This window comes from Thermogemmatispora onikobensis, from assembly GCF_001748285.1.
Classification (GTDB): domain Bacteria; phylum Chloroflexota; class Ktedonobacteria; order Ktedonobacterales; family Ktedonobacteraceae; genus Thermogemmatispora; species Thermogemmatispora onikobensis.
The window spans coordinates 1-20,222 of the sequence record NZ_BDGT01000067.1; the positions used below are offsets into that span (position 1 = coordinate 1).

At 61.3% G+C, this 20,222-nt stretch carries 13 protein-coding genes; 8 read left to right on the forward strand and 5 right to left on the reverse strand.

From position 1 onward, the window contains the following. Positions 1-303: 303 nt before the first annotated feature. The 5 genes from BGC09_RS19995 to BGC09_RS20015 all read left to right on the forward strand — a co-directional run bounded on the left by BGC09_RS19995 (position 304) and on the right by BGC09_RS20015 (position 5,833). Positions 304-1,302 carry an ABC transporter permease gene (locus BGC09_RS19995; protein ID WP_069805981.1) on the forward strand — a complete coding sequence of 333 codons (999 nt, stop codon included), beginning with the start codon at positions 304-306 and terminating at the stop codon, positions 1,300-1,302. 2 nt (positions 1,303-1,304) lie between these two features. Next, positions 1,305-2,294, forward strand: a complete 990-nt coding sequence (locus BGC09_RS20000; RefSeq protein ID WP_069805982.1) for an ABC transporter permease — start codon at positions 1,305-1,307, stop codon at positions 2,292-2,294. Positions 2,295-2,485: 191 nt separating this feature from the next. Then, positions 2,486-3,910 carry a GH1 family beta-glucosidase gene (locus BGC09_RS20005; RefSeq protein ID WP_084659157.1) on the forward strand — a complete coding sequence of 475 codons (1,425 nt, stop codon included), beginning with the start codon at positions 2,486-2,488 and terminating at the stop codon, positions 3,908-3,910. Between the two features lie 357 nt (positions 3,911-4,267). Beyond that, entirely contained in the window at positions 4,268-4,609 is a 342-nt protein-coding gene (locus BGC09_RS20010) for a hypothetical protein (protein WP_069805983.1), read from the forward strand. A 261-nt stretch (positions 4,610-4,870) separates the two neighbouring features. Then, positions 4,871-5,833 carry an acetamidase/formamidase family protein gene (locus BGC09_RS20015; protein ID WP_069805984.1) on the forward strand — a complete coding sequence of 321 codons (963 nt, stop codon included), beginning with the start codon at positions 4,871-4,873 and terminating at the stop codon, positions 5,831-5,833. 170 nt (positions 5,834-6,003) lie between these two features. Here BGC09_RS20015 and BGC09_RS20020 read toward each other — a convergent pair whose 3' ends face one another. Both BGC09_RS20020 and BGC09_RS20025 read right to left on the reverse strand, forming a co-directional pair. Continuing rightward, a complete protein-coding gene (locus BGC09_RS20020; RefSeq protein ID WP_141727876.1) occupies positions 6,004-9,561 on the reverse strand; it encodes a DUF4012 domain-containing protein in 3,558 nt (1,185 codons plus the stop codon). Between the two features lie 435 nt (positions 9,562-9,996). Next, positions 9,997-12,678, reverse strand: coding sequence for a M1 family aminopeptidase (locus tag BGC09_RS20025; protein WP_141727877.1), 2,682 nt, complete (start codon positions 12,676-12,678; stop codon positions 9,997-9,999). A gap of 446 nt (positions 12,679-13,124) precedes the next feature. Here BGC09_RS20025 and BGC09_RS20030 point away from each other — a divergent pair, with 446 nt between their 5' ends. Further along, entirely contained in the window at positions 13,125-14,825 is a 1,701-nt protein-coding gene (locus tag BGC09_RS20030) for an ABC1 kinase family protein (RefSeq protein WP_069805987.1), read from the forward strand. 102 nt (positions 14,826-14,927) lie between these two features. On the opposite strand, the gene BGC09_RS20035 is transcribed toward BGC09_RS20030, so the two are convergent. Both BGC09_RS20035 and BGC09_RS20040 read right to left on the reverse strand, forming a co-directional pair. Then, positions 14,928-15,755 carry an MBL fold metallo-hydrolase gene (locus BGC09_RS20035; RefSeq protein ID WP_069805988.1) on the reverse strand — a complete coding sequence of 276 codons (828 nt, stop codon included), beginning with the start codon at positions 15,753-15,755 and terminating at the stop codon, positions 14,928-14,930. Positions 15,756-15,811: 56 nt separating this feature from the next. Further along, positions 15,812-16,633, reverse strand: a complete 822-nt coding sequence (locus tag BGC09_RS20040) for an NUDIX hydrolase (protein WP_069805989.1) — start codon at positions 16,631-16,633, stop codon at positions 15,812-15,814. 236 nt (positions 16,634-16,869) lie between these two features. Here BGC09_RS20040 and aroE point away from each other — a divergent pair, with 236 nt between their 5' ends. Then, a complete protein-coding gene (aroE, locus tag BGC09_RS20045; protein ID WP_084659160.1) occupies positions 16,870-17,793 on the forward strand; it encodes a shikimate dehydrogenase in 924 nt (307 codons plus the stop codon). Between the two features lie 221 nt (positions 17,794-18,014). Then, positions 18,015-18,971, forward strand: a complete 957-nt coding sequence (locus tag BGC09_RS20050) for a fumarylacetoacetate hydrolase family protein (protein WP_069805990.1) — start codon at positions 18,015-18,017, stop codon at positions 18,969-18,971. A gap of 323 nt (positions 18,972-19,294) precedes the next feature. On the opposite strand, the gene BGC09_RS20055 is transcribed toward BGC09_RS20050, so the two are convergent. Next, positions 19,295-20,222 (reverse strand): VOC family protein (locus BGC09_RS20055; RefSeq protein ID WP_141727878.1); only part of this gene is annotated, 928 nt, incomplete at its 5' end.

A 20,222-nucleotide genomic window follows, 5' to 3' on the forward strand; every position in this document is an offset into this window, starting at 1 on the left:
CCCGTACGATGTTGGCCCGCCGTACCAGTTGCCCGATGCAGCAAACGTCATCCTGCATCTGAAGCCAGCCTCCTGATCGTAGCGTTGCTTCTGGCCTGTCCTTTCGTAGTGCGTTCTTCCAGGACGTCCTTCCACCCCCTCTACGTGGGGGTGGAAGGACGATACTCTCTGCGCTCTCTGGCCACTGGCCGGGTATACTCCTTTCCTGCTCAGCTGGTCAGCCTACTCGTTCTTCGCTCGGGAGGGAGGCCTCGTTTCTTTTCTATCCTATCCTATCCTGACTTTCGGTCAAAGGAGTGATGTATGCGCTACCTGTTGAGGCGCGCAGGCTTCTATCTGATCGCTCTTTGGGCTGCTATCACGTTTAACTTTATTATTCCGCGTCTGATGCCTGGCGATCCTCTGCAGAACTATATCGCGAAGCTGCGGAACCAGGGGATGAGTCAGGCAACGATTGCAGCCCTGCGTAAAGAGTTTGGCGGCGACCCCTCGGTGCCGCTCTGGCATCAGTACCTGGATTACCTGAATGCGCTCTTGCATGGTCAGCTGGGCACCTCGACCTCGGAATACCCCACGCCTGTTGCTCAGATCCTCTCTCAAAGCCTGCCCTGGACAATCGGCCTGGTGGGAACAGCGCTGGTGCTCAGCTTTATTATCGGTACACTGCTCGGGGTGCTTTTCGCCTGGCGCCGTGACTCCTGGTACGATACGACGCTGCCGCCCACTCTGACTTTCCTCTCCGCTGTCCCTTACTTCTGGATGGCGCTGGCTCTCCTTTATGTTTTTGGCATGATGCTGGGCTGGTTCCCTACCAGCGATGCCTATGATCTGAGCAATTTCCCCAATGGGCCGGAGTGGAGCCTTGATTTCATTGGCAGTCTGGTGCAACATGCGGCCTTGCCAGTGATCACCCTGATTATCGGGTCGCTGGCCCAGTGGGTGCTGATGATGCGTAATGCGATGGTGACCACGCTCTCGGAGGATTACCTGTTGATGGCCCAGGCCAAGGGACTCTCGACCCCGCGCGTGGTCTTTGCCTACGCGGCCCGCAACGCGGTCTTACCCAGCATCACAAGCTTCTCCATTTCGCTGGGCCTGGTGGTCAGCGGCTCCCTGCTGACGGAAATCGTCTTCAATTATCCGGGCATTGGCTACCACCTGTTCCGCGGTGCCTCGGAAAGCGATTACGCTCTGATTGAAGGCGGTTTCCTGGTCCTGGCGCTGACGGTGCTGGCGGCGAATTTCCTGGCTGAGCTGGTTTATAGCACGCTTGATCCGCGCATTCGACACGGGAGGGCATAGCGATGCAAGTGACCAATCTGGGAGAGACCCCAGTCGATACGGTGGCCTTGGTCGAGCAGGCTGAGCAACGTCATCGCGGGCCATTGCTGAATGCTCTGCGCCTGCTTTCTCGCAACCCCAAGATTGCGGCGGGCCTGGCGATCTTGCTGCTCTTTGTGCTGATGGCCCTGGCGGCTCCTCTGCTAACGCCTTATCCACCGGACGGGCCGAAGAGTCAGGTGGCTCACGGCGCGCAGCCGCCCAGTCAGGAGCACATTCTGGGGACTACAAGCCTGGGGCAGGATATGTTTTCGCAGATTGCCTATGGGGCCCGCGTCTCGCTGCTGATTGGCTTTGTGGCCGCTACCGGCTCCACTGCCCTGCAGGTGATTTTTGGCCTCAGTTCCGCCTACTTCGGGGGCCTGATCGATGAGGTGCTCTCGCTGCTGATCAATATCTTCCTGGTGCTGCCTGGCCTGCCACTGGCCATTGTTCTGGCCTCGCTTGCCAGCGCCAGCGGTGCCGGCAAGAACGAGTTTGTGATTGCGATGGTGCTGCTCTTCACGTCCTGGGCTTATGGGGCCCGCGTGCTACGCTCGCAGACGCTCTCGCTGAAAGAGCGCGAGTTTGTGACGGCGGCCCGTTCGATGGGTGAGGTGACCTGGCGCATGATCTTCCTGGAGATTCTCCCCAATGAGATTGCGCTGGTCGCTTCAACGTACGTCGGCACCTTCGTCTACGCTCTCGGCGCGGAGGTGGCTCTGGAGTTCCTCGGCCTGGGCGATGTCTCACGCGCGAGCTGGGGGTCGATCCTCTTCTGGGCTCAGTTGAATGGCGCCTTGATTACGGGCCAGTGGTGGTTGTTTGTGCCCGCCGGCGTCTGTGTGGCCCTGGTCTGTGGAGCGCTCACTCTGGTCAACTTCGGCATCGATGAGCTGGCCAATCCCAGCCTGCGTCAGGCTATACCGCGTAAGCTGCGCAAACTGCTTAAGGCCAGAGCTGTGCTTGCCTGATCCAGTACCTGGAGCTGTTCTATTCACTGTGACTTACCATCTTTTGCTCGTTTCTTCTGTGCACTGTCCTACAGGTATGCAGGGATGCACCTACTCATCCAGGGATGGAAGCATATAGATTCTGGTGGCAGGTAGGGCGAGAGGTAGTATGCTTGGCTACCTCCGGCTGCCGCCTCTATTAAGGAGGATCAATGAGCATTACTGGTCGTCCACAGGACCATCGTAGTTTCCCCGCCTCTCTGGCAGGGGACAGCGACCTGGCTGGCGGCTTCCCGCCCGGTTTTCTCTGGGGAGCCGCCACGTCGGCTTATCAGATCGAGGGCGCGGTGCGCGAGGATGGTCGCGCTCCTTCTATCTGGGATCGCTTTGTGACCCGCCCCGGGGCGATCTTGCAGGGCCAGACGGGCGAGGTGGCCGCCGACCACTATCACCGCATGGAGGAAGATGTGGCCCTCATGGCTCTCCTGAATCTGCGCGCTTACCGCTTTTCGATCTCCTGGCCGCGGGTCCTGCCCCAGGGAACCGGCCCTGTGAACGAGCGGGGCCTTGCTTTCTACGAGCGTCTGGTGGATACCTTGCTCTCTCGAGGTATCGAGCCGCTGGTTACGCTCTATCATTGGGATTTGCCCGCCGCTCTTGAGGACCGCGGCGGTTGGCTTGTTCGCGATACCGCTCAGGCTTTCGCCGATTACGCTGGGGTGGTAGCTCGCCGCCTGGGCGATCGCGTTCGCTGGTGGATCACGCACAATGAGCCGTGGTGCAGCTCCTATTTAGGCTACGCTCTGGGTATCCATGCCCCCGGCATGCATGATAAGCAGCTCGCTATTCATGCCGGCCATCATATTCTGCTCTCTCATGGCCTGGCGACGCAGTGCCTGCGCTCACTGCTTCCGCGCGAGGCTCAGGTCGGAATCGCTCTCGATTTCTACCCGGTCTATGCAGCCGATGAGCGGCCTGAGACGCTGGCTGCCGTGCAGGAGGCGGATGCCTTCCGCAATCGCTGGTTCCTCGATCCTCTCTTCCGGGCCGAGTATCCTGAGGCTCTCTTCCGTGCACTGGACGTGACGCCGCCCGCACTTCAGGCCAACGATCTGGCGGTAATCGCTACCCCGCTGGATTTCCTGGGGGTCAATTACTACAGCCGTATGCTGGTGCGCGGAGCTTCGCCCGAGCCTGCAACCGCTACGGCGGGGCAACCTGGCTATGAGGTGATCGAGCGCATTCCCGAGGCGTCATATACCGATATGGGCTGGGAGATCTTTCCGGAAGGGCTGGAAGCGATTCTGACACGCCTCCACCGCGAGTATGCCCCCAAGGCCCTGGTGGTGACGGAAAATGGGGCGGCTTTCGAGGATCACTGGCACGGCGGGGCAAGTGTGCATGATTGGCAGCGCCTCCATTATCTTCAGTTGCATATCGAGGCGCTGAGTCGCGTGCTCTCTCAGCAGGTGCCTCTCAAGGGCTATATGGTCTGGTCTTTGTTAGATAACTTCGAGTGGGCCTTTGGTTATAGCAAGCGCTTCGGCCTGGTCTATGTCGACTATTCTACTCAGCGCCGCATTATTAAGGATAGCGGTCGCTGGTACGCCTCGTTCATTGCTGCACAGCGCCGCTAGCGCCTCGTCTGCGCCGGCCCCGGCCCGGCGCGAGACCAGGCGAGCCCCTCACCGCTGAGCATGGGCAGCCCAACGCTGCCTGCCCGCTGCCTACTCGCCAGACCCTGCCGATTTGATCAAGAGGCGGCCCGGCGTTGATTGAGCAGTCCTCTGGTTCAGGCCAGGATGAATGGCTGCGCTGGCGCCTTTCGCCTTCCCCTCACCTGCCTTGAGAGGCCAGGCTTCTGCCTTCTCTCTCGCTCCGGTCCGTCTGCCCTCTCCTCTGCCCTCATTGCTGCCCGCCTGAAGGTTGCCTTCTGAGGCGAAATAGATTATCCTTTCAAGCGGGCAGCTTTCCTGTCACAGGAGGCTGTCCCAGTGCTGGCGGTGGCGGTCATGATGCTTTTTGATTTTGCGGTGGTGAGCATCTGGAGCCAGGCCCCAGGCATGACGGGGGCGACGCTCTTCGGCTATCTAGGCACGATCGGGGTCTTTCTGGTCCTGGTGGCCTATGGGCTGACGAACGTTGGGGCCATCTGGTTCTTCTCTCCGCGCTGGCGCTTGTGGAGCTGGCAGTGGGTGATCCTGCTGCCGGCCATCGTCTTCTTAGGCTACACGCTCTACAGCAATATTTACCCGGTCCCGGCTCCGCCGTACAATGTCTTTCCGTACGTGGCGCTGGCCTGGCTCCTGCTCGGACTGCTCTGCATCGTCGCCTGAGCTGGCCTGGCCCAGCGCATCGGCTTGCATCTGGAGGAGAGCGAGGGCCTGCGCCTCGAGACGGCTGCAGAGGAGTCCGCGCTCAGGCTGCCCAAGTAGGGAAGCAGGAAGCAGCACGGCGCCAGTTCGACTGCTGCCAGGCCAGCTCAGGCGCCTCTTGCAGAGTATGGTTCCGCTTCAGGGGAGACCTGGCAGAAGCGAACCGAATTGAATGAAATTGAATGCACGACTACAGCCAAAGAAAGGAGCTTGCTACCGGCCATGACGACAGACATTCCAAAGGCAGGGCGCTCGATCCATATTCGGCGCGATCAGTGGCATCTGGCCTGGGATCACAGCATCCCGCCTATTGCTCGCATCAGCTCGGGCGAGGTGGTGGAATTCGATATGCTGGAAGCTTCTTGCGGCCAGATCCAGGCCAATAGCACGGTTGAGGCTATTGGCTCGCTCGACTTCTCGCGTGTGGATCAGGTGCACGGCCCGATCTATGTGGAAGGGGCTGAGCCGGGGGACACGCTGGAGGTGGAGTTTCTGGATTTGCAGCCAGCCGAGTGGGGCTGGACGGGGGTGATTCCTGGCTTCGGCCTGCTGGCTGACGAGTTTCCCGAGCCAGCCCTTAAGATCTGGCATTTGGAGGGCGGCGCCGATGGCTGGGCTGAGTTCGCGCCCGGTATTCGCATCCCTCTGGCTCCCTTCTGTGGCGAGATCGGTCTGGCGCCGGGCCAGCCGGGGGCGCTGCCGACGATTCCCCCCTATCGCCACGGCGGCAATATGGATACGCGCCATCTGACGAAGGGAACGCGCCTCTACTTGCCGGTGGAGGTGCCTGGAGCGCTCTTCTCGATGGGCGATGGCCACGCCGCTCAAGGCGATGGCGAGGTCTGCGGGACGGCGATCGAGACGCCGATGCACGCGGTGGTGCGCCTGACGGTGCATAAGGATCGCCCGGTGCCGGAGCCGCAGTATTTGACGGGCGGCCCCCTGATCCAGCGCACTAATACGGCCCCGTATTATGTGACCGATGGGATCGGCCCCGATCTGATGGAGGCCACGCGCAATGCGATCCGCCACATGATCGATCACTTGCAGCGCACCTATGGTCTGTCGCGCAGCGATGCGTACATGCTCTGTAGCGTGGCGGTGGATCTGAAGATCTGCGAGGTGGTGGATGCGCCTCACTGGGTGGTCGGGGCATTCTTGCCAACGAGCATTTTTACGAAGTGAGGCCACGTCTCTGCGCTAAGCCATCAGCCCGCACATAGCCAGGATCGAGGCCAGACCTGGGCCAGAGCTGCTGCCGGCCCTCCCTTTCTCTGATAAAGAAAGGGAGGGCCGGTTTCTGTAAGCTCATCTGGCAGGCCATTCGTCAGCCGGGCTTTGCCTGGAGCGATGAGCTAGTGACGCCGCCAGTTGGTGACGGTAACAGAGGCCGTGATGGCCAGAGCCTGCGGCAGACTGGCCGCCGCGGAGGGCGCTGCGGTCACTGTGGGGCTGGCCTTGGCACCAGCGCCCGGCGTGGCTTTAGGGGTCGCTTTGGTGGCCGGCTGCGGCCCCTTCAGCGTGATCACCTGATCCTTATGGATATCGCTGTGATAGTGGAAGGTGCTGACGCCCTTCAGATGCAAGGCTGTGGCATCGATCGTAATGTCGACGGTCGGCACCATGCCACCCTGCTTCCCAACCAGGACACTGTAGATGCTGGCCGGATTTTTCGGGTTGATGTGGGCATGCGGCACGTACCACGAGAGGCGAATGTAGGAGATGCAGTTTTTCGGGGTGACCGTCAGTCCTCCCCACATGGATCGCCCGGGCAGGTCGCTCTGCAGGGCCGTCGGCGGTCCCACGCTGTCAACAGGAGGATTCTGGTAACGCGGCCCCAGGGCGTAGTTGCCGCTCGGACAATAGCGCGAGCCGTCGGGTGGAATGTAGTTGTAGCTGTCGCATTTGCTGCCTGTGGCTGGCGGCTTTGAGGAGGTGGAAGTGGTGCCAGTGGTAGGTTTAGAAACGCCAGTGCTGGAGCTGCAGACAGGCTGACCAGAGTCGAAGCCGCCTCCGTCGATAAGCTGGGCACCCGGCGGGGCATAGACGCGGATGTAGTCGGTATAGGCGTCGAAGCCGTAGACAGGGCCACGCTGATCGTACTCCAGGATGATGGTCAGGTTGTGCGTGGCACCTCCCTGAGCATCGAGCACAATGTTGTCCTGGAAAGTACTGTGGACATATTGGCTGGCTTTGTTGACACTGATGTTGGCCTGAACTACATGGAACCCGTCGACGCTCTTGAAGCTGTTGATCCCACCAGAGTAGCCCTGCTGAACCAGCCAGGCTTCAACGGCGGGGTTGGTAAAGTACAGCTCCAGGTCACGCGCCTGGATATCCTTGACCGCCCCCTTGACGATGTCAAGCAGCTTGCTGACCGGTAGATGGCGCACCTTGTCTAGCAGGAGCTTGGCGACCAGCGAGGTGAAGGCTTTGCGGGCGTCGTGCAAGCCCTGGCCGGTGACCTGCTCTTGACGGGCGATGCCGGCAGGGTCCTGCTGATAGTAGTGCAGGCGGTCGGCCAGGTTTTGCGAGGTAATGGTCTCGCCGTAGTCCTTGACGACGATCGGCCCGGTGACATCAAGAATGTGGGCGATGAAGGCGGGGGTGAAGGCAATGTCGCCGTCGACAGGACCACCTCCTTCATCCTGGAAGACCTGGATGTTGATGCGCGCTGTGGTGGGATAGTCGCCGGAGACATTGGAGTCGCGCAGGCCGAAGTTGCCCATGTGCATCCAGCTATAGCCCGCAGGAGCCTGTCTTCCCATCTGGAAGCCATTGCCGGCATAGTCCAGTTTGGCAACGTCGCGTAGGGCCAGGGCCCCAACAACGCCGTTCTGCACATCTACGACGCCGTACTGACCGGTAAAGCCGCCTCCAGGGCGCAGCTCGGCGTTGTCCATCGTCTGGAGCAAGTAGCGGCGATGGCCGTCGACCCCCAGGAGCCATGAGGCCAGGGGAATAAGCTGCTGCACCTGGTTGATCTGTCTCTGGGCCTCGGGAAGCAGTTTGACAATGCTGGCAATCTGCTCGCGCTGGTGGGCGTTGAGCATGGGAAGCTGCTTGAGATCAACAGAGTGCATTTGCTCCTCAATGTCGTCGATATAGTAGAGCGCATGCACTAGCGACCCCTGGACGGTGGCAACGTCCTGGGCGGTGAGCAGAGGTTTGGCCTTGCTGCTGGTGGTGAGCGGCGAGCCGTGGATGATGCTGGCGGCGAGCAGTCCAACGCCGCTCATCTCGTCTCCCATGCGCGAGACATCAAGGGCAACCTGCACGAGGTGCCGCGCCATGTCCAGGCTGGAAGCGTACTCGGGGGCAAAGCGCTGAATCGCTTCACGAACATCGTCACGCTCGACAAGCTGCTGGAGCTGAAGAAAATCACTGCCCGCCTGGCGAAATTCTTGTCGGGCACGCTCAAGCTTGTCGGCCTCTAAGGCCGCCAGCGGATTGCTTTTGTCTAGCGTGAGGAGGTCCTTGACATTCATGAGATGCTTGACGCCATCCTCAGCCAGGCCCTTGACGTTGCTGTAAGCGCTGTAAGCGGCCAAAGCCGCGCCAACTGGAGGGAGCAGACCAATGATGAGAGCCCCCAGAATGGCCAGGGTGACATAGGTCCGTAAACGATGACGCTTGCTCCGCACCTGGCTGCGCTCCCGGCGACGCCCGCGAATGCGACGCAGCTGCTGAGTGAGATGGCGGTCCAACTCCCCAGACCGCAGCCGTCTCTTCGCCTGGGCCGGGCCCGTGGCCAGCGGTAGAACCGTGGTCGGAAGAGTGGCCAGATCGACCAGCTCGCGCTCACGGCCCGGGAGGAGGGCAATTTCCGCTTCTTCATGCAGCGGAGCTGGCAGCATACGCTCATCGAGAAGTGTAGTGGGTAGCTCTTCGCTCTCTGGGGAGAGTTTTTCTTCGCTGACTCCTCTTTCGGCTCCCGGCTGCCGAGCTTGCTCCTCCTCTGATGCCGCTTTTTGAGCCGCCTCTGTGACCAGACTCTCCGTCGGTACTTCGGCCAGGCTCCGCTCTCTGGCACCGCTCTGGGGTGAGGCTGGCTCTTCTTCAGATGGTGCTCCTTCCTCAACCTGGTCGCTTTCTAGAGGCACAGTCGCGCTCTCTTCTTCTTCTGGACCTGCCAGGGGAATGGTTGGGCTTTCTTCTTCCTCTCCCTGTTCCTGCCTTTCTGCTCCGCTCTCTTGAGTACCCGCTGGCTCTTCTTCTTCTTCCCTTTCTGAGGTAGCTTGCTCGCCATCGGTTCGCTCAGCAGCGTGAGGATAGTCGTCGCTCTCCGTAGAGGCCGATGGCTCCTCCTCCCGCAAAGAGGGGAGATGCTGCTGGTGGCCGTTGTGTTCGTGAGCATGTGGTTTGTCTTTGTCAGAGGCCGCTACCTCAAGAGGGCCAGGCGGCTGACGAGAGAGTGCTCCCCGAACGGCTGCTAATCTGACTGTCGGCTCTTCGTCTTCCGCCAGCTCGCCCACGCCCGTTGCCCCCCCCTCAGCCGCCTTCTCTTGCACTCGACCCGTGCCGTTGGTGTGCTCTTCCTCGCCACGTCGCTCTTCCGATGTCGCTTCTTGGCCGCTACGCTCCGGCCCCGGCATGGTTGTCAGGGGAAGCTCCACGCTCTCTTCAACTATACTGCCAGGGACAAGCGCGCGGAAGCCCCAGAGACGCCCGTCAGGGTGACGCTTGAGACACTTTTCAAGTAGCCGCTCTAAGGTTTGCCAGGAGAGACGATAGTGCAGTGTGATCTCTTCAATAGATTTATCAGTAGTATAATAGTCGATGACGGCATTTCTGCGTTGCGCGTAACGTTGCTTTTCCCGCTCTCCAAGAGAGGAGAGATCGGCCTCGGCCCAGGTCATGAGATCGTTACGACGGGGCCGTGGTGGAGAAGATGCGGCGCGTACCCCAGGCAAGGTTTTACCTCCATACTTTGTAGATCCACTAGACCTTTGCAGGATCGACGACAGTCTTTATAAAGATCCGAGATAAGATGAGCCTCGAAGGCCGTCCTTTCCTTTGCTTTTGGAAAAGATCAGAGGAAAACACCTATGGTGCATGCTCACCAGAGGCGAGTTGCAGAAGTGATCTTTTGAACTCGCCAGCAACTTTTAGCAATTATGGACTCCTGCAGCAATCGGCAGTTCTCCCCCTCTACTATACAGGACGCTTGAACCCCCTCAGACGTTGCACGTGCCGCTTATTATATCGAACCTTGTACATATAACAAGGAAAAGATAGCATTTTTGGATAGGAAGCCAGCAGCGACAGAGCCGCCGGGCCTTCCCTTGTCTTGGACCCTGGGCGGCTCGCCTGTGTCACTGCTACAAGGGTGGATCACGTGCTGCGTCTTAGCTTGTTCTCTCCTGAGCGAGGCGTGTCTCCACAGAAGCCAGCTGCTCCTTGAGGCGGCGGTTCTCCTCGCGCAGGGTCTCCAGATCCTGGCGCAGCTGAGCGAGCTGCTCATCGGCCTGCCCTGGGCTGCGCAGCACATAGAGCGCCGCTCGCAGGCTGCGCAGGACCCGCGTCTCCAGCTCTCGCGCGGCGGCACGTTCCAGGGCTGGCACGGCGCGGCGTTCGCCGAAGAGCAGGAGGGCGAGCGCCGCCCCCTGGCGCACGGCCTCCCAGGGATCATGCTCGACCGCCTCGCAGAGTCGGGTTACTGCCTGCTGCCAGGCTGCCTCGCGATAGAGATGGCGCTCACGGGCCAGCACCAGCAGACCACGTGTCGCGGCCAGTCGCCATAGCGGTGGCTGGCGGCTGGCATCCAGATAATCTAAGAGCAGAGGGATGGCTCGCTCGTCTCCGCAGCAGGCCAGCCCTTTAAAGATACCTTCCTGCACATAGGCTTGCCACGACGGGCGCGTGCTGGCCTGCTGCAATACATCGAGGACCCCGGCGACGCGCGTTCTGCCGAGGGCTTCCGCCGCCGCTCGCTCAACAAAATAGCTGACGTCGCCTTCGCTGACCAGCGGTCGCAGGGCCTCCGCCGCTCGCTGGGCCAGCGCACGCTGCTGCGGCTCCTGATAGCGACCCAAGGCCCGGGCGACAGTAGCCCGCACACGCGACCACTGCCGCGCCTCTAGTTCGCGCAAGGCTCGCAGCAGCGCGTTCTGGGCCGCCTCTGTCCCTAACTCGCCCAGGGCCTGGGCGGCGGCGCAGCGCACGCCCCAGAAGGGATCAGAGAAAAGCGCCTCCTCCAGAGCACGGCGGCTTGCTTCATCTCCCTGCTTTGCCAGGGCCTCCGCTGCCTCGATGCGTCCCAACACATCGGGATCGTGGGCCAGTTGGTAGCGCAGCATGTGAGCTGGGCGCTCGAATTCAAGCGTTTTCAGCAGCCAGCCGTCGGGATCAAAGCGCACCATCACTGGCTCGCGTTCCAGTGGCACAAAGAAGGTCTGCGTGGTCTCACCGTTTTCACCAACGACCACCTGCAGCTTGACAGTTCGGATCTCGTCGCTGCCATCAGCCACGGCCACGCTGAAAGCCAGGTCAACCGGTGTCACAAAACAGGGGGTGAGGTCATCGATGGTCTGCGTCTGCTTGATCGTCACTTTGGCCAGATGACGCTCGCCATCCCAGGCATAGCTGACGGAGAAGGCGGGATAGCCAGCCTGGTAGAGCCATTGCTGGAAAAACTGCGCCAGGCTGCGCCCGGTGACTTCTTCGAGGGTGCGCTCCAGGTCGGCTGTGATGACCTCGCGCCCGCGGTGGCGCTCCACATAGGCATGCAGCCCGCGTCGGAAGGCCGCCTCGCCAAGCTGGTGACGGAGCATATGCAGCACCCAGGCCCCTTTGAAGTAGAGGTGATGGTCAAACAGCTCGAAGCCATCGCGGTAGTAGCCGCGATAGACAACGGGCCGTCGGTAGTGCTTGTCTTCCTCAAAATAGAGGTGGGCCGCTTCCCGCATCATCAGCTTGAACACATCGCTGCCACGATCATGTTCGACCCAGAGGTGTTCTAAGTAGGTGGCAAAGCCCTCGTTGAGCCAACCTTCGGACCAGTCGCGGCAGGTGAGCAGGTCGCCGAACCACTGGTGGGCCAGCTCATGAGCAACGGTGGTCACGGGGCCGTCTTCGCCGACATCCAGAGCCGCTTTCTGATCGAAGAGCAGCATGAAGCTATGGGTGGTGGCCGTCGTATGCTCCATTGCTCCCCGGTAGACCTCGATCACGCTCTGGGCATATTTGCGATAAGGGTAGGGATAGTTGAGGTAGCGACTGAAGAAGTCGAGCATGGCCGGCGTCTTGCCCATCAGTAGCCGCGCGTCTTCGCGACGGTCGGGCCGCACATAGTAGGTGACGGGCAGCTCGCCGTAGCGATCTTCGACGACGGCGAAATCGCCAACGACGAGCGAGATCAGATAAGCGGGATGGGGAACGTCATGGCGCCAGTGATGGGTTTTGCTGCCATCGCCATTATCTCGCACGCTGAGCAGCTCGCCATTGGAAAGGGTCACAAACTGGGCTGGCACGGTCACAATGATCTCGCTGGTGGCACGGTCGTTTGGCACCCAGTGACAGGGAAACCAGTGGCGATGATACCAGGTCTGACTGAAAGTCCAGGCCTGGACAGGCCGCGTTGGGTCGTCAGGTGTGGGCTTGTTGAAATTCAGACCGATGCGCGGCTGCGCCCAGTAGCGCACGCCAACGGTGAACGACTCGCCGTAGTGATACGCCCGGTCGAGGGTGACGCGGAGGTGCTCCGGCTCAATGCTGTAAGACAGCTCGGTACCATCGTCGAGCATGACACGCTCGATATGGAGATCAACGGCGTCGAAAGCGATGCTGCGCACTTCGTCATAGAGGGCGGTAAAAGAGGTCCAGGCAGTGCCGCTGACCGTCTCTCGCTCAAAGTCAAGGCCGATCTCTAGTTTGACATGAGTGATATCGGCGGGACGGTCGGGAGCATAGTGGACACGGTCGCCAGGTAGCTCGAAGCCTCGCGCCCGGGGAGGCGGCCCCGCCAGTGCCTGCTGAACACTGCACGTTGTCTCCAACACGCGCCACTCTTCACAGTCATCTGTTGCCAAAGCGGCGCTACAACACCTTCTCACAAAGAACCTCCTCCTCTTCGGTTTTTCTCCTCTCTCACTAGAGAATATCTTTTTTCCTGCTTATTCTTGGCCGAGATAGTACTATCCCGTGCCTGCTGGCCAGCGTCAGGGAAGCGACCTGAGTCGTGAAGCCAGGTACGGCAGAGGGAGAAAGGGAGGCCGGGACAACAACCATCCATCCAGCTGCTTCGTTGTAACCTGACAAACCAGCCGGTCGACTGGCGATGGGCGACGAGCGAGGAAGAGCGCTGGCACCCGCTGCTCTGGCTCTGGGCGAGGGCGAGCCAGAGCAGACCTCCCGCCAGAAGGACGTGGTGGGACGAATGGGCCGGTCTGACCTGCCCCTTTCTTTTCAACTGCTTCCCTGGGCACGGCGTAGATATCTGTGTTATTGTACCTGGAGAGAGGTTTTCACTGGTAGTATGCGTCACAAATCTACGAGGATCAACAGGCTGGCCCAGGTGGCGCGTTTCTTGCGCGTCGCCCGGCTGCTGTTGTGGACCATCTGGGTGATTTATCGCGAGCGCCGGCGAGTGGTTCGCGCCCATCAACGCGGTCACTACGAGGTTCAGCCCAACATCGAAGTCTTGATCAAAGTCTTGACGGCTTTCCGCGAGACGGCCATCAAGCTCGGCGTTCTGATGATCAAGCTGGGCCAGTTCCTGAGCGCACGCGCCGACCTGTTGCCGGAGCAGGCCCTGCAGGTACTCGACAGCCTGCAAGACGAGGTGCCGCCGGCCCCTTTTAGCCACGTTGTCTCGGTAATCGAGGCCGACCTTGGCAAGCCCATCGAGCAGGTCTTTAGCCTGCTCGAGCGCAAGGCGACCGCTGCCGCCTCCCTCGGTCAGGTGCACCGCGCCATGCTCGCCAGTAGCGGCGAAACGGTGGCGGTCAAGGTGCAGCGCCCCCATATCGAGGAGCTGGTCAATACCGACCTGAGCACGATTCGCTTTGTCATTTGGGTCATCACGCGCTTCGTCGATACCAGCGAGTTCATCGATCTGATGGCCGTCTACCGCGAGTTTCGGCGCACGGTCTACGAGGAGATCGACTATCTGACCGAGGCCGCCAATGTCCGCCGTTTTCGCGAGCTGTTCCGTGAGCAGCCCCAAATCTACATTCCGCGCGTCTATGAGGAATACAGCTCGAAGCGGGTCCTGGTCTTGGAGTGGATCGACGGCATCAAGATTAACGATTATGCCACCCTGGAGGCCGCTGGCTACAATCGGCTGGAGGTCGCACGGCGCACGGTTGAGGCCTATTTCTTCCAGTTCTTCGAAGCAGGCTTCTTTCACGCTGATCCCCATCCAGGCAATATCTTTGTCAAGCGCGGCTCCCCTCCAGAGGACCCAGTAATCGCCTTTGTCGACTTCGGCATGGTCGGCACTCTTACAAAAAGTACGAAGAAGGCCATGCGCGACCTCTTCCTGGCCTTTGTGGCCCGCGACTCGCATACGTTGGTCCAGGCCCTGGGCCGCCTCGGCTTTCTGGGAGAAAATGCCAATCTGTCAGCTATTGAGCAGGGCCTGGAGCTGATGCTCAACCAGTACTACGGTTTGACCCTGGGAGAGGCGCGCGAGCTGGATCTGTCGGAGGTCGCTCAGGACATCGAGCAGCTGCTGTACGGGCAACCGTTCCAGATTCCTGCCCAGTTCGCCTTTACGGGGCGGGCGATCAGTGTCCTGGCAGGCGTAGCAACTGGCCTGGCACCGGCGTTTAACCTGATCGATGTGGCCACGCCCTACGCGCGCAAGTTTCTCGGCCTCAGCACCGATCGACTGGGGGAGAATCTGCAGGAGCTGCTGCGCCAGATACTGGAGAATGGCCGCGCCATGCTGACCTTACCTCGCGCCCTGGAGCGCATCATTACCCGCTTCGAGAGCGGCCAGATCGAGATTCGGCTGGCCGAGTCCTCGACGAACGGACGGGGCCGACGCGCCCGGAACGGACGCAGCGCCAATGGCGGCGAGGGACGTGGCGGTATGTTCTCGCTGACCTTGGTGGGCCTGGCCGCGCTAGCCGCCGGTGTCTATCTGCTCACGAGCGTCCACCTCTTCACTGCCGGCTGGTTCTGCCTCGGTCTGGCAGCTGTGGCCATCCTGGGCCTGCTGCTGCGCCGCTAACGCAACTTCGCAGGAAGCGCTTCCATAACACGCTCGCCGCCAGATCTATGGCAGGGCAGAGCAGGCCCAATCAGCGAGGCCGGCGCTGGATGTTTCCAACACTTAGCTCAGGAGCTGCCAGCGCTCGTCGCCTCGACGGCTCACGCGCCCCTCCTGCTCAAGCTTGAGCAGATGAGCTGTTAGCGACTGGGCGGCCAGGGCGTGCAGAGCCGGCGAGACGTCGGCATAGACATGCGGCACCAGCTCGCCAACGGTCGCCCCCTGCGGGAACTGGCCGAGGGCCGTGATCACCTGCTGCTCGCGCAAGAGGCGATGATCGATATACTCGGCCAGCTTGCTGCCCGGATCAAGGATGACCGGACCGTGGGCGGGGACAATGCAACGCAGCTCCAGGCACTGCAGACGCCGCAGCGAGGCCAGATAAGCCCCCATATCGCCTTCCGGTGGGGCAATCACTACCGTACCGACCCCGGCCAGCAAGTCGCCGGCAAAGAGGACTCCAGCCCGCTCTAAGAGGAAGCAGAGATGGTCAAAGCGATGCCCCGGCGTGTGGATGGCTCGCAGGGTATCGTCGCCAGCAGCCAGGCGCGCACCATCCTCTAACTCCTCATCGGCTAGTGCCACCCCCTGGCGGCTAAAGGCCAGTACCGGTACACCCAGGCGGGCCCGCAGGGCCGGCACACCGCCACAGTGGTCAGGATGGCCGTGGGTAATCAAAATGCGCCGGATGCCACCACGGGCCTCCCCCGCGGCCATAATCTGCTCCAGATAGGCCGGGTCATCGACCGCCGGATCAATTACGAGCGCTCCCGTGGTCGCGTCACCGAGCACGATCGTATTGGTTCCTGGCCCCGTCATTACCGAGGGATTGGGGGCCAGTATCAGCGTATACAGCTGCTCCTCCGCTTGTGACTTCTGCTCCTGTGCCATAGCGCTCCTCTCTCTCTGCTCCAGCCAATTAGAAGACCTCACGGCTGGCTGGCAGCTCAGCCCTGGGTCATGTGTGGCGGGACCTCCCAGCCCCGTTCATCGCCAGGGAGATAAATGCGATAGCCTTCACCCTCTTGCACCAGGCGGGGCTGCTTGAGGGGCACGTAATGCGAGACAGCGAAGGCCAGGGCCTCCTCGGCGCTGGCAAAGGCCGCTAACTCCTCAAGCTGGCGCAAGGTGGCAAAGACCAGGGGAAAGCTGCCCTCCTGGTAGCGGGCCAGAGCTTCGGCGGGCCTGATCCAGAGGCCATCGCTGGTCTCCAGGTGATCATACACGGCCTGCTGCTCGCTAGGAGCCAGAGCGAGAAAGAAGTGGGTGTCGAAGCGGCGCGGCATGCCTTCCGGCGTCAGCCAGTGAGCAAAGTAGTGAAGCTGATCGGTGGCTAACTGCAATCCCTCGCTCCGCGCCAGCTCAACCAGCGAGCCTCGGCGCTCATGAAAGGCACGGCGATAGTCGGCGAAGCGCGCCTTCCCGGCCTCATCCTCTGTCAGGGCCAGCAGCGAGCCATTGCGATAAGCCAGCAAGACACCCGCTTCCTCAAATAGCTCGCGAATGGCCGCCGCCCGTGCTCCCGTCCCCAGAGCGGTCCGTCCCTCGGGATCAGCCACTGTCTCACGGGCGGGAACAGGGGCGCAGAGTTGGGCGCTCTCCTCGGCGGCCCGGTCATCAGCCTTGATGGAGCCGCCAGGAAAGACATAAACATCGGGCATAAACTCGCTTTGGACAACACGCCGGACCATAAAGACCTCCATTCCGGTTCCAGCGTGTCCATTCCTCAGCAGCATCACCGCTGAGGCCGGGCGGGGCACAACTGCCATAGGTTCTCTCCATCTCCCTTGAGGAAAGTTTCTTTCTATTGACCTGGACGTGATACTGTTATAGTACCATATGCGCAGCACCACCGCAGGCACTGCTCGCCCCCTTTACGGAGGCCACGGCCTGTGGTACGCTGAACACGTTCATACTCTTTGTGACAGCGATACACAAGATACACCCGGCAGAGTAGGATCTATCAGCTCTCGACTGAAGGTAAAGCAGGGCCGAACAAGTAGTTATGGATGCAGAAGCACCAGTGACTGAGCAGTTGCAGAGTCGGCACGGTCGTTTCCGCCTGGGCCTGATCGGCGACCCCGTGGCGCATTCGCTCTCGCCGCGCCTGCAGCAGGCGGCGCTCGATGCCCTGGGCATCGATGCAGTCTACGAGCTGTGGCAAACACCTGCCGATGAGCTGGCCTCGCGCGTCGCACGCTTGCTCGATCCGCTCTATCTAGGGGCCAATGTGACAATTCCGCACAAGCAGGCGGTTCTCCCCCTGCTCGATATCGTTGATCCGCTGGCGGCGCGCATTGGGGCGGTCAATACGATTGTGCCGCGCGATGGGTACTTGCACGGCTACAATACCGATGCTCCTGGCCTGTTACAGGCTTTACAGGAGCTGGGTGTTGGCAAGCCGAGCGAGAGCACAACCATCTCGCTGACGGGCTACACAGCCATCATCTTAGGGGCGGGTGGAGCGGCCCGCGCAGCAGCCTTCGCCCTGGCCAGCACGGGCGTCGAACGACTGATCATCGTCAATCGCCACCTGGAGCGTGCCCAACACCTGGCGGCAGAGGTCGGCGACTTCCTGGCAGCCCGGCGCCAGGAGCTGAGCGTTCCCCAGGTCTTCAGCCTCAGCGATCCCGAGTTCTTGATCCCACACCCGCTCTCGCTCATTATCAACGCCACTCCAGTCGGTATGCATGAGGACCTCAGCCCGCTCCCCGGCGAAGTGTTGGCGCGTTTCGGCAACGAGACCTTTGTCTTCGACATGATCTACAACCCGACGGAAACGAAGCTGCTCTGTCAGGCACGCACTCTGGGTATGCGGGCCTCCAATGGTCTGCCGATGCTGCTCCACCAAGGAGCCCTGGCTTTCACGCTCTGGACTGGCCAGCCTGCGCCACTGGAGGTCATGCGCGCCGCCCTCGCCGCCGAGTAGAGGCCAGGCTTCACCTCCTCAGTCTGGTTATCTTCCTTCTACCTCTTCTCCCTGGCTAGCCGGTCTCTGCTCCCTGGACGGCAGCAACCAGCAGAAGCCTGCTCTACTCTTTCTCCAGGCAGTTAGCAGGAATGGGCTGTCGAGCAACTTGCCTTTTCGCTTCGCGGGACATACTATTATGCAAGAGGGCTCCACCAGCCAGCATAAGGGAGGAACCAGCATTGAAACTGGCAAGCTTTTCAACACCTGATAACCCGCGTGTGCGCGTGGGTCTGGTGCTCAACGACGAGATCGTCGATGCCGCCCTGGGAGCGCGCGCCCTTGGCTTCAATGTTCCCGATCACATGCAGGCCCTCATCGAGCAGTATGGGCAGGCGGAGCGGGGTCTGCGCGCTCTGCTAGAGCAGGCGCAGCAAGCCAACGGGCGTTTGAGCGCGATTCCCGCCCTGCAGGGAAGTGGCCTCGTGCAGCCACTCTCAGCCGTCCAGCTCGCGGCCCCGATCCCTCGTCCACGCAAAAACATCATCTGCCTGGGCCTGAACTACGCCGAGCACGCTCGCGAATCCGCCGCAGCCCGCGGACGCGAGGCTCAGCTCCCGCAGTATCCCGTTATTTTCACCAAGGCCCCCACCACGGTCAACGGGCCTTACGGCGACGTCGTTATCGACCCCGCCGTCTCGACGCAGATCGACTGGGAGGTTGAGCTGGCCGTCATCCTCGGGAAGGGTGGCAAGCATATCCGCGAAGACGAGGCCCTAGGCTATGTCTTCGGCTACACTGTGCTCAATGATATCTCGGCTCGCGACTTGCAGGCCCAGCACCAGCAGTACTTTCGCGGCAAAAGCATCGACGGCTACTGTCCGATGGGTCCCTGGATCGTCACCGCCGACGAGATCCCCGATCCCCACCGCCTGACCCTGCGTCTGCGCGTCAACGGCGTCACCAAGCAAGAGGCCAGCACTGACCAGATGATCTTCTCTATCCCTCGCCTCATCGCCGTGCTCTCCAACGGTATGACCCTGGAGCCAGGCGACATCATCGCCACGGGTACGCCGAGCGGGGTTGGTTTTGCGCGAACGCCGCCTGAGTTTCTGCGCCCCGGCGACATCATGGAGACTGAGATCGCCGAGATCGGGGTCATGAGGAACCGCATTGTCGGTGTCGACGAGGTGCACTGACGCGCATTGCGCGGGCCTTTGTCTACCCACGCGGCCAGCCAGGCCCTAACTAAAAAAACACGACGAGGCGACGGATCGCGAGAATCCATCGCCTCGTCCGGCCAGGGAGAGGGTTGTCTCTTCTGCGATGCCCGCCCCAACCTGGCCGCTTCAGCTACCAGCCCTGCCGCTCTCACCGCCGTGCCCGGCGCCCGTATCCGTAAGTCGCTCTTCCTCCTCTTCTTCCTCTTCTATCCTCGATCTCATCTCCCTCTACGCTTCAGCATGCGAGGGAGGAGGAAGGCCAGACCCAACAAGCGAGCAGTGCTCTGACAGAGGAAGGGTTAGACTGAGACCTCTTCTTTGATCCAGGGCGGCAGCGTTCCCCAGAGATTGAGAGCGCGGGGACGAGCATGCCAGAGCCGTGGCGGCGTTGTCACATCTTGATCGTAGTACTGCTCCAGCTCAGCGGACAGCTCAATGTGACAGCCTTCCGGATCGGCGAAGCGCAGGAAGAGATCATGGCCAGCGCCGTGACGCCCAGGGCCCCAGAGGACGGGCGCCTCCTGGCGGCTGAGGTAATCGGCCCAGGCCAGCAGATCGAGGCCGCTGTCGATACGGAAGCCGATATGATCAACATCGGGGCGCCCCTGGATCAGTACCAGGGTATGGTGATCGGTATTGCAGCGCAGCCAGGCCCACTCGCGCAACAACCAGTCTGAGATATCGAAGCCCAGGGCCTCGGTATAAAACTCGACCATTGTCTCCAGATGTGGCGTCTGGAGGGCCAGATGCTGGAGAGCAAGGGGACGCAGGCGCGCCTGCCGTCTCCCGCTAGCGGCGGCGTACTGGGTGAAAGCCTCATCGGAGGCCACCGAGATCTCAATACGGTTGCCATCGGGATCGCGGAACCAGAGCGTATCGCCGCGCTCGCTCTCGCCGTCGCGCGGCTCGAAAGCCAGCTCTACACCGAGCATATTCAGGCGAGCGGCCAGAGCCGCCAGCTCTGCCTCCGTATCCACCTCGAAGGTCATATGATGCAGTCGGCTTTGAGGCAGCATAAAGCGACTATCTGCCTTGCCGGGGCGAGAATCACGAGTATCGGCAAAGAGGGCCAGGCAGTGATGTTCATCGCCCAAAGCGAGGAACGCGCTGGCCGCCTCCACCTCCATCTCCTGCCCCACGGTCCGAACCTCACTTGAGCGCAGATCGAGGCCCACCACCTGGCGATAGAAGCGGGCCTGGGTTGCCACATCGCTGGACCAGAGGCCC

Coding starts and splice junctions, on each gene's coding strand:
- BGC09_RS19995 (WP_069805981.1), top strand. CDS start 304: ATGCGCTACCTGTTGAGGCGCGCAGGCTTCTATCTGATCGCTCTTTGG.
- BGC09_RS20000 (WP_069805982.1), top strand. CDS start 1,305: ATGCAAGTGACCAATCTGGGAGAGACCCCAGTCGATACGGTGGCCTTG.
- BGC09_RS20005 (WP_084659157.1), top strand. CDS start 2,486: ATGAGCATTACTGGTCGTCCACAGGACCATCGTAGTTTCCCCGCCTCT.
- BGC09_RS20015 (WP_069805984.1), top strand. CDS start 4,871: ATGACGACAGACATTCCAAAGGCAGGGCGCTCGATCCATATTCGGCGC.
- BGC09_RS20030 (WP_069805987.1), top strand. CDS start 13,125: ATGCGTCACAAATCTACGAGGATCAACAGGCTGGCCCAGGTGGCGCGT.
- BGC09_RS20035 (WP_069805988.1), bottom strand. CDS start 15,755: ATGGCACAGGAGCAGAAGTCACAAGCGGAGGAGCAGCTGTATACGCTG.
- BGC09_RS20040 (WP_069805989.1), bottom strand. CDS start 16,633: ATGGCAGTTGTGCCCCGCCCGGCCTCAGCGGTGATGCTGCTGAGGAAT.
- aroE (WP_084659160.1), top strand. CDS start 16,870: ATGGATGCAGAAGCACCAGTGACTGAGCAGTTGCAGAGTCGGCACGGT.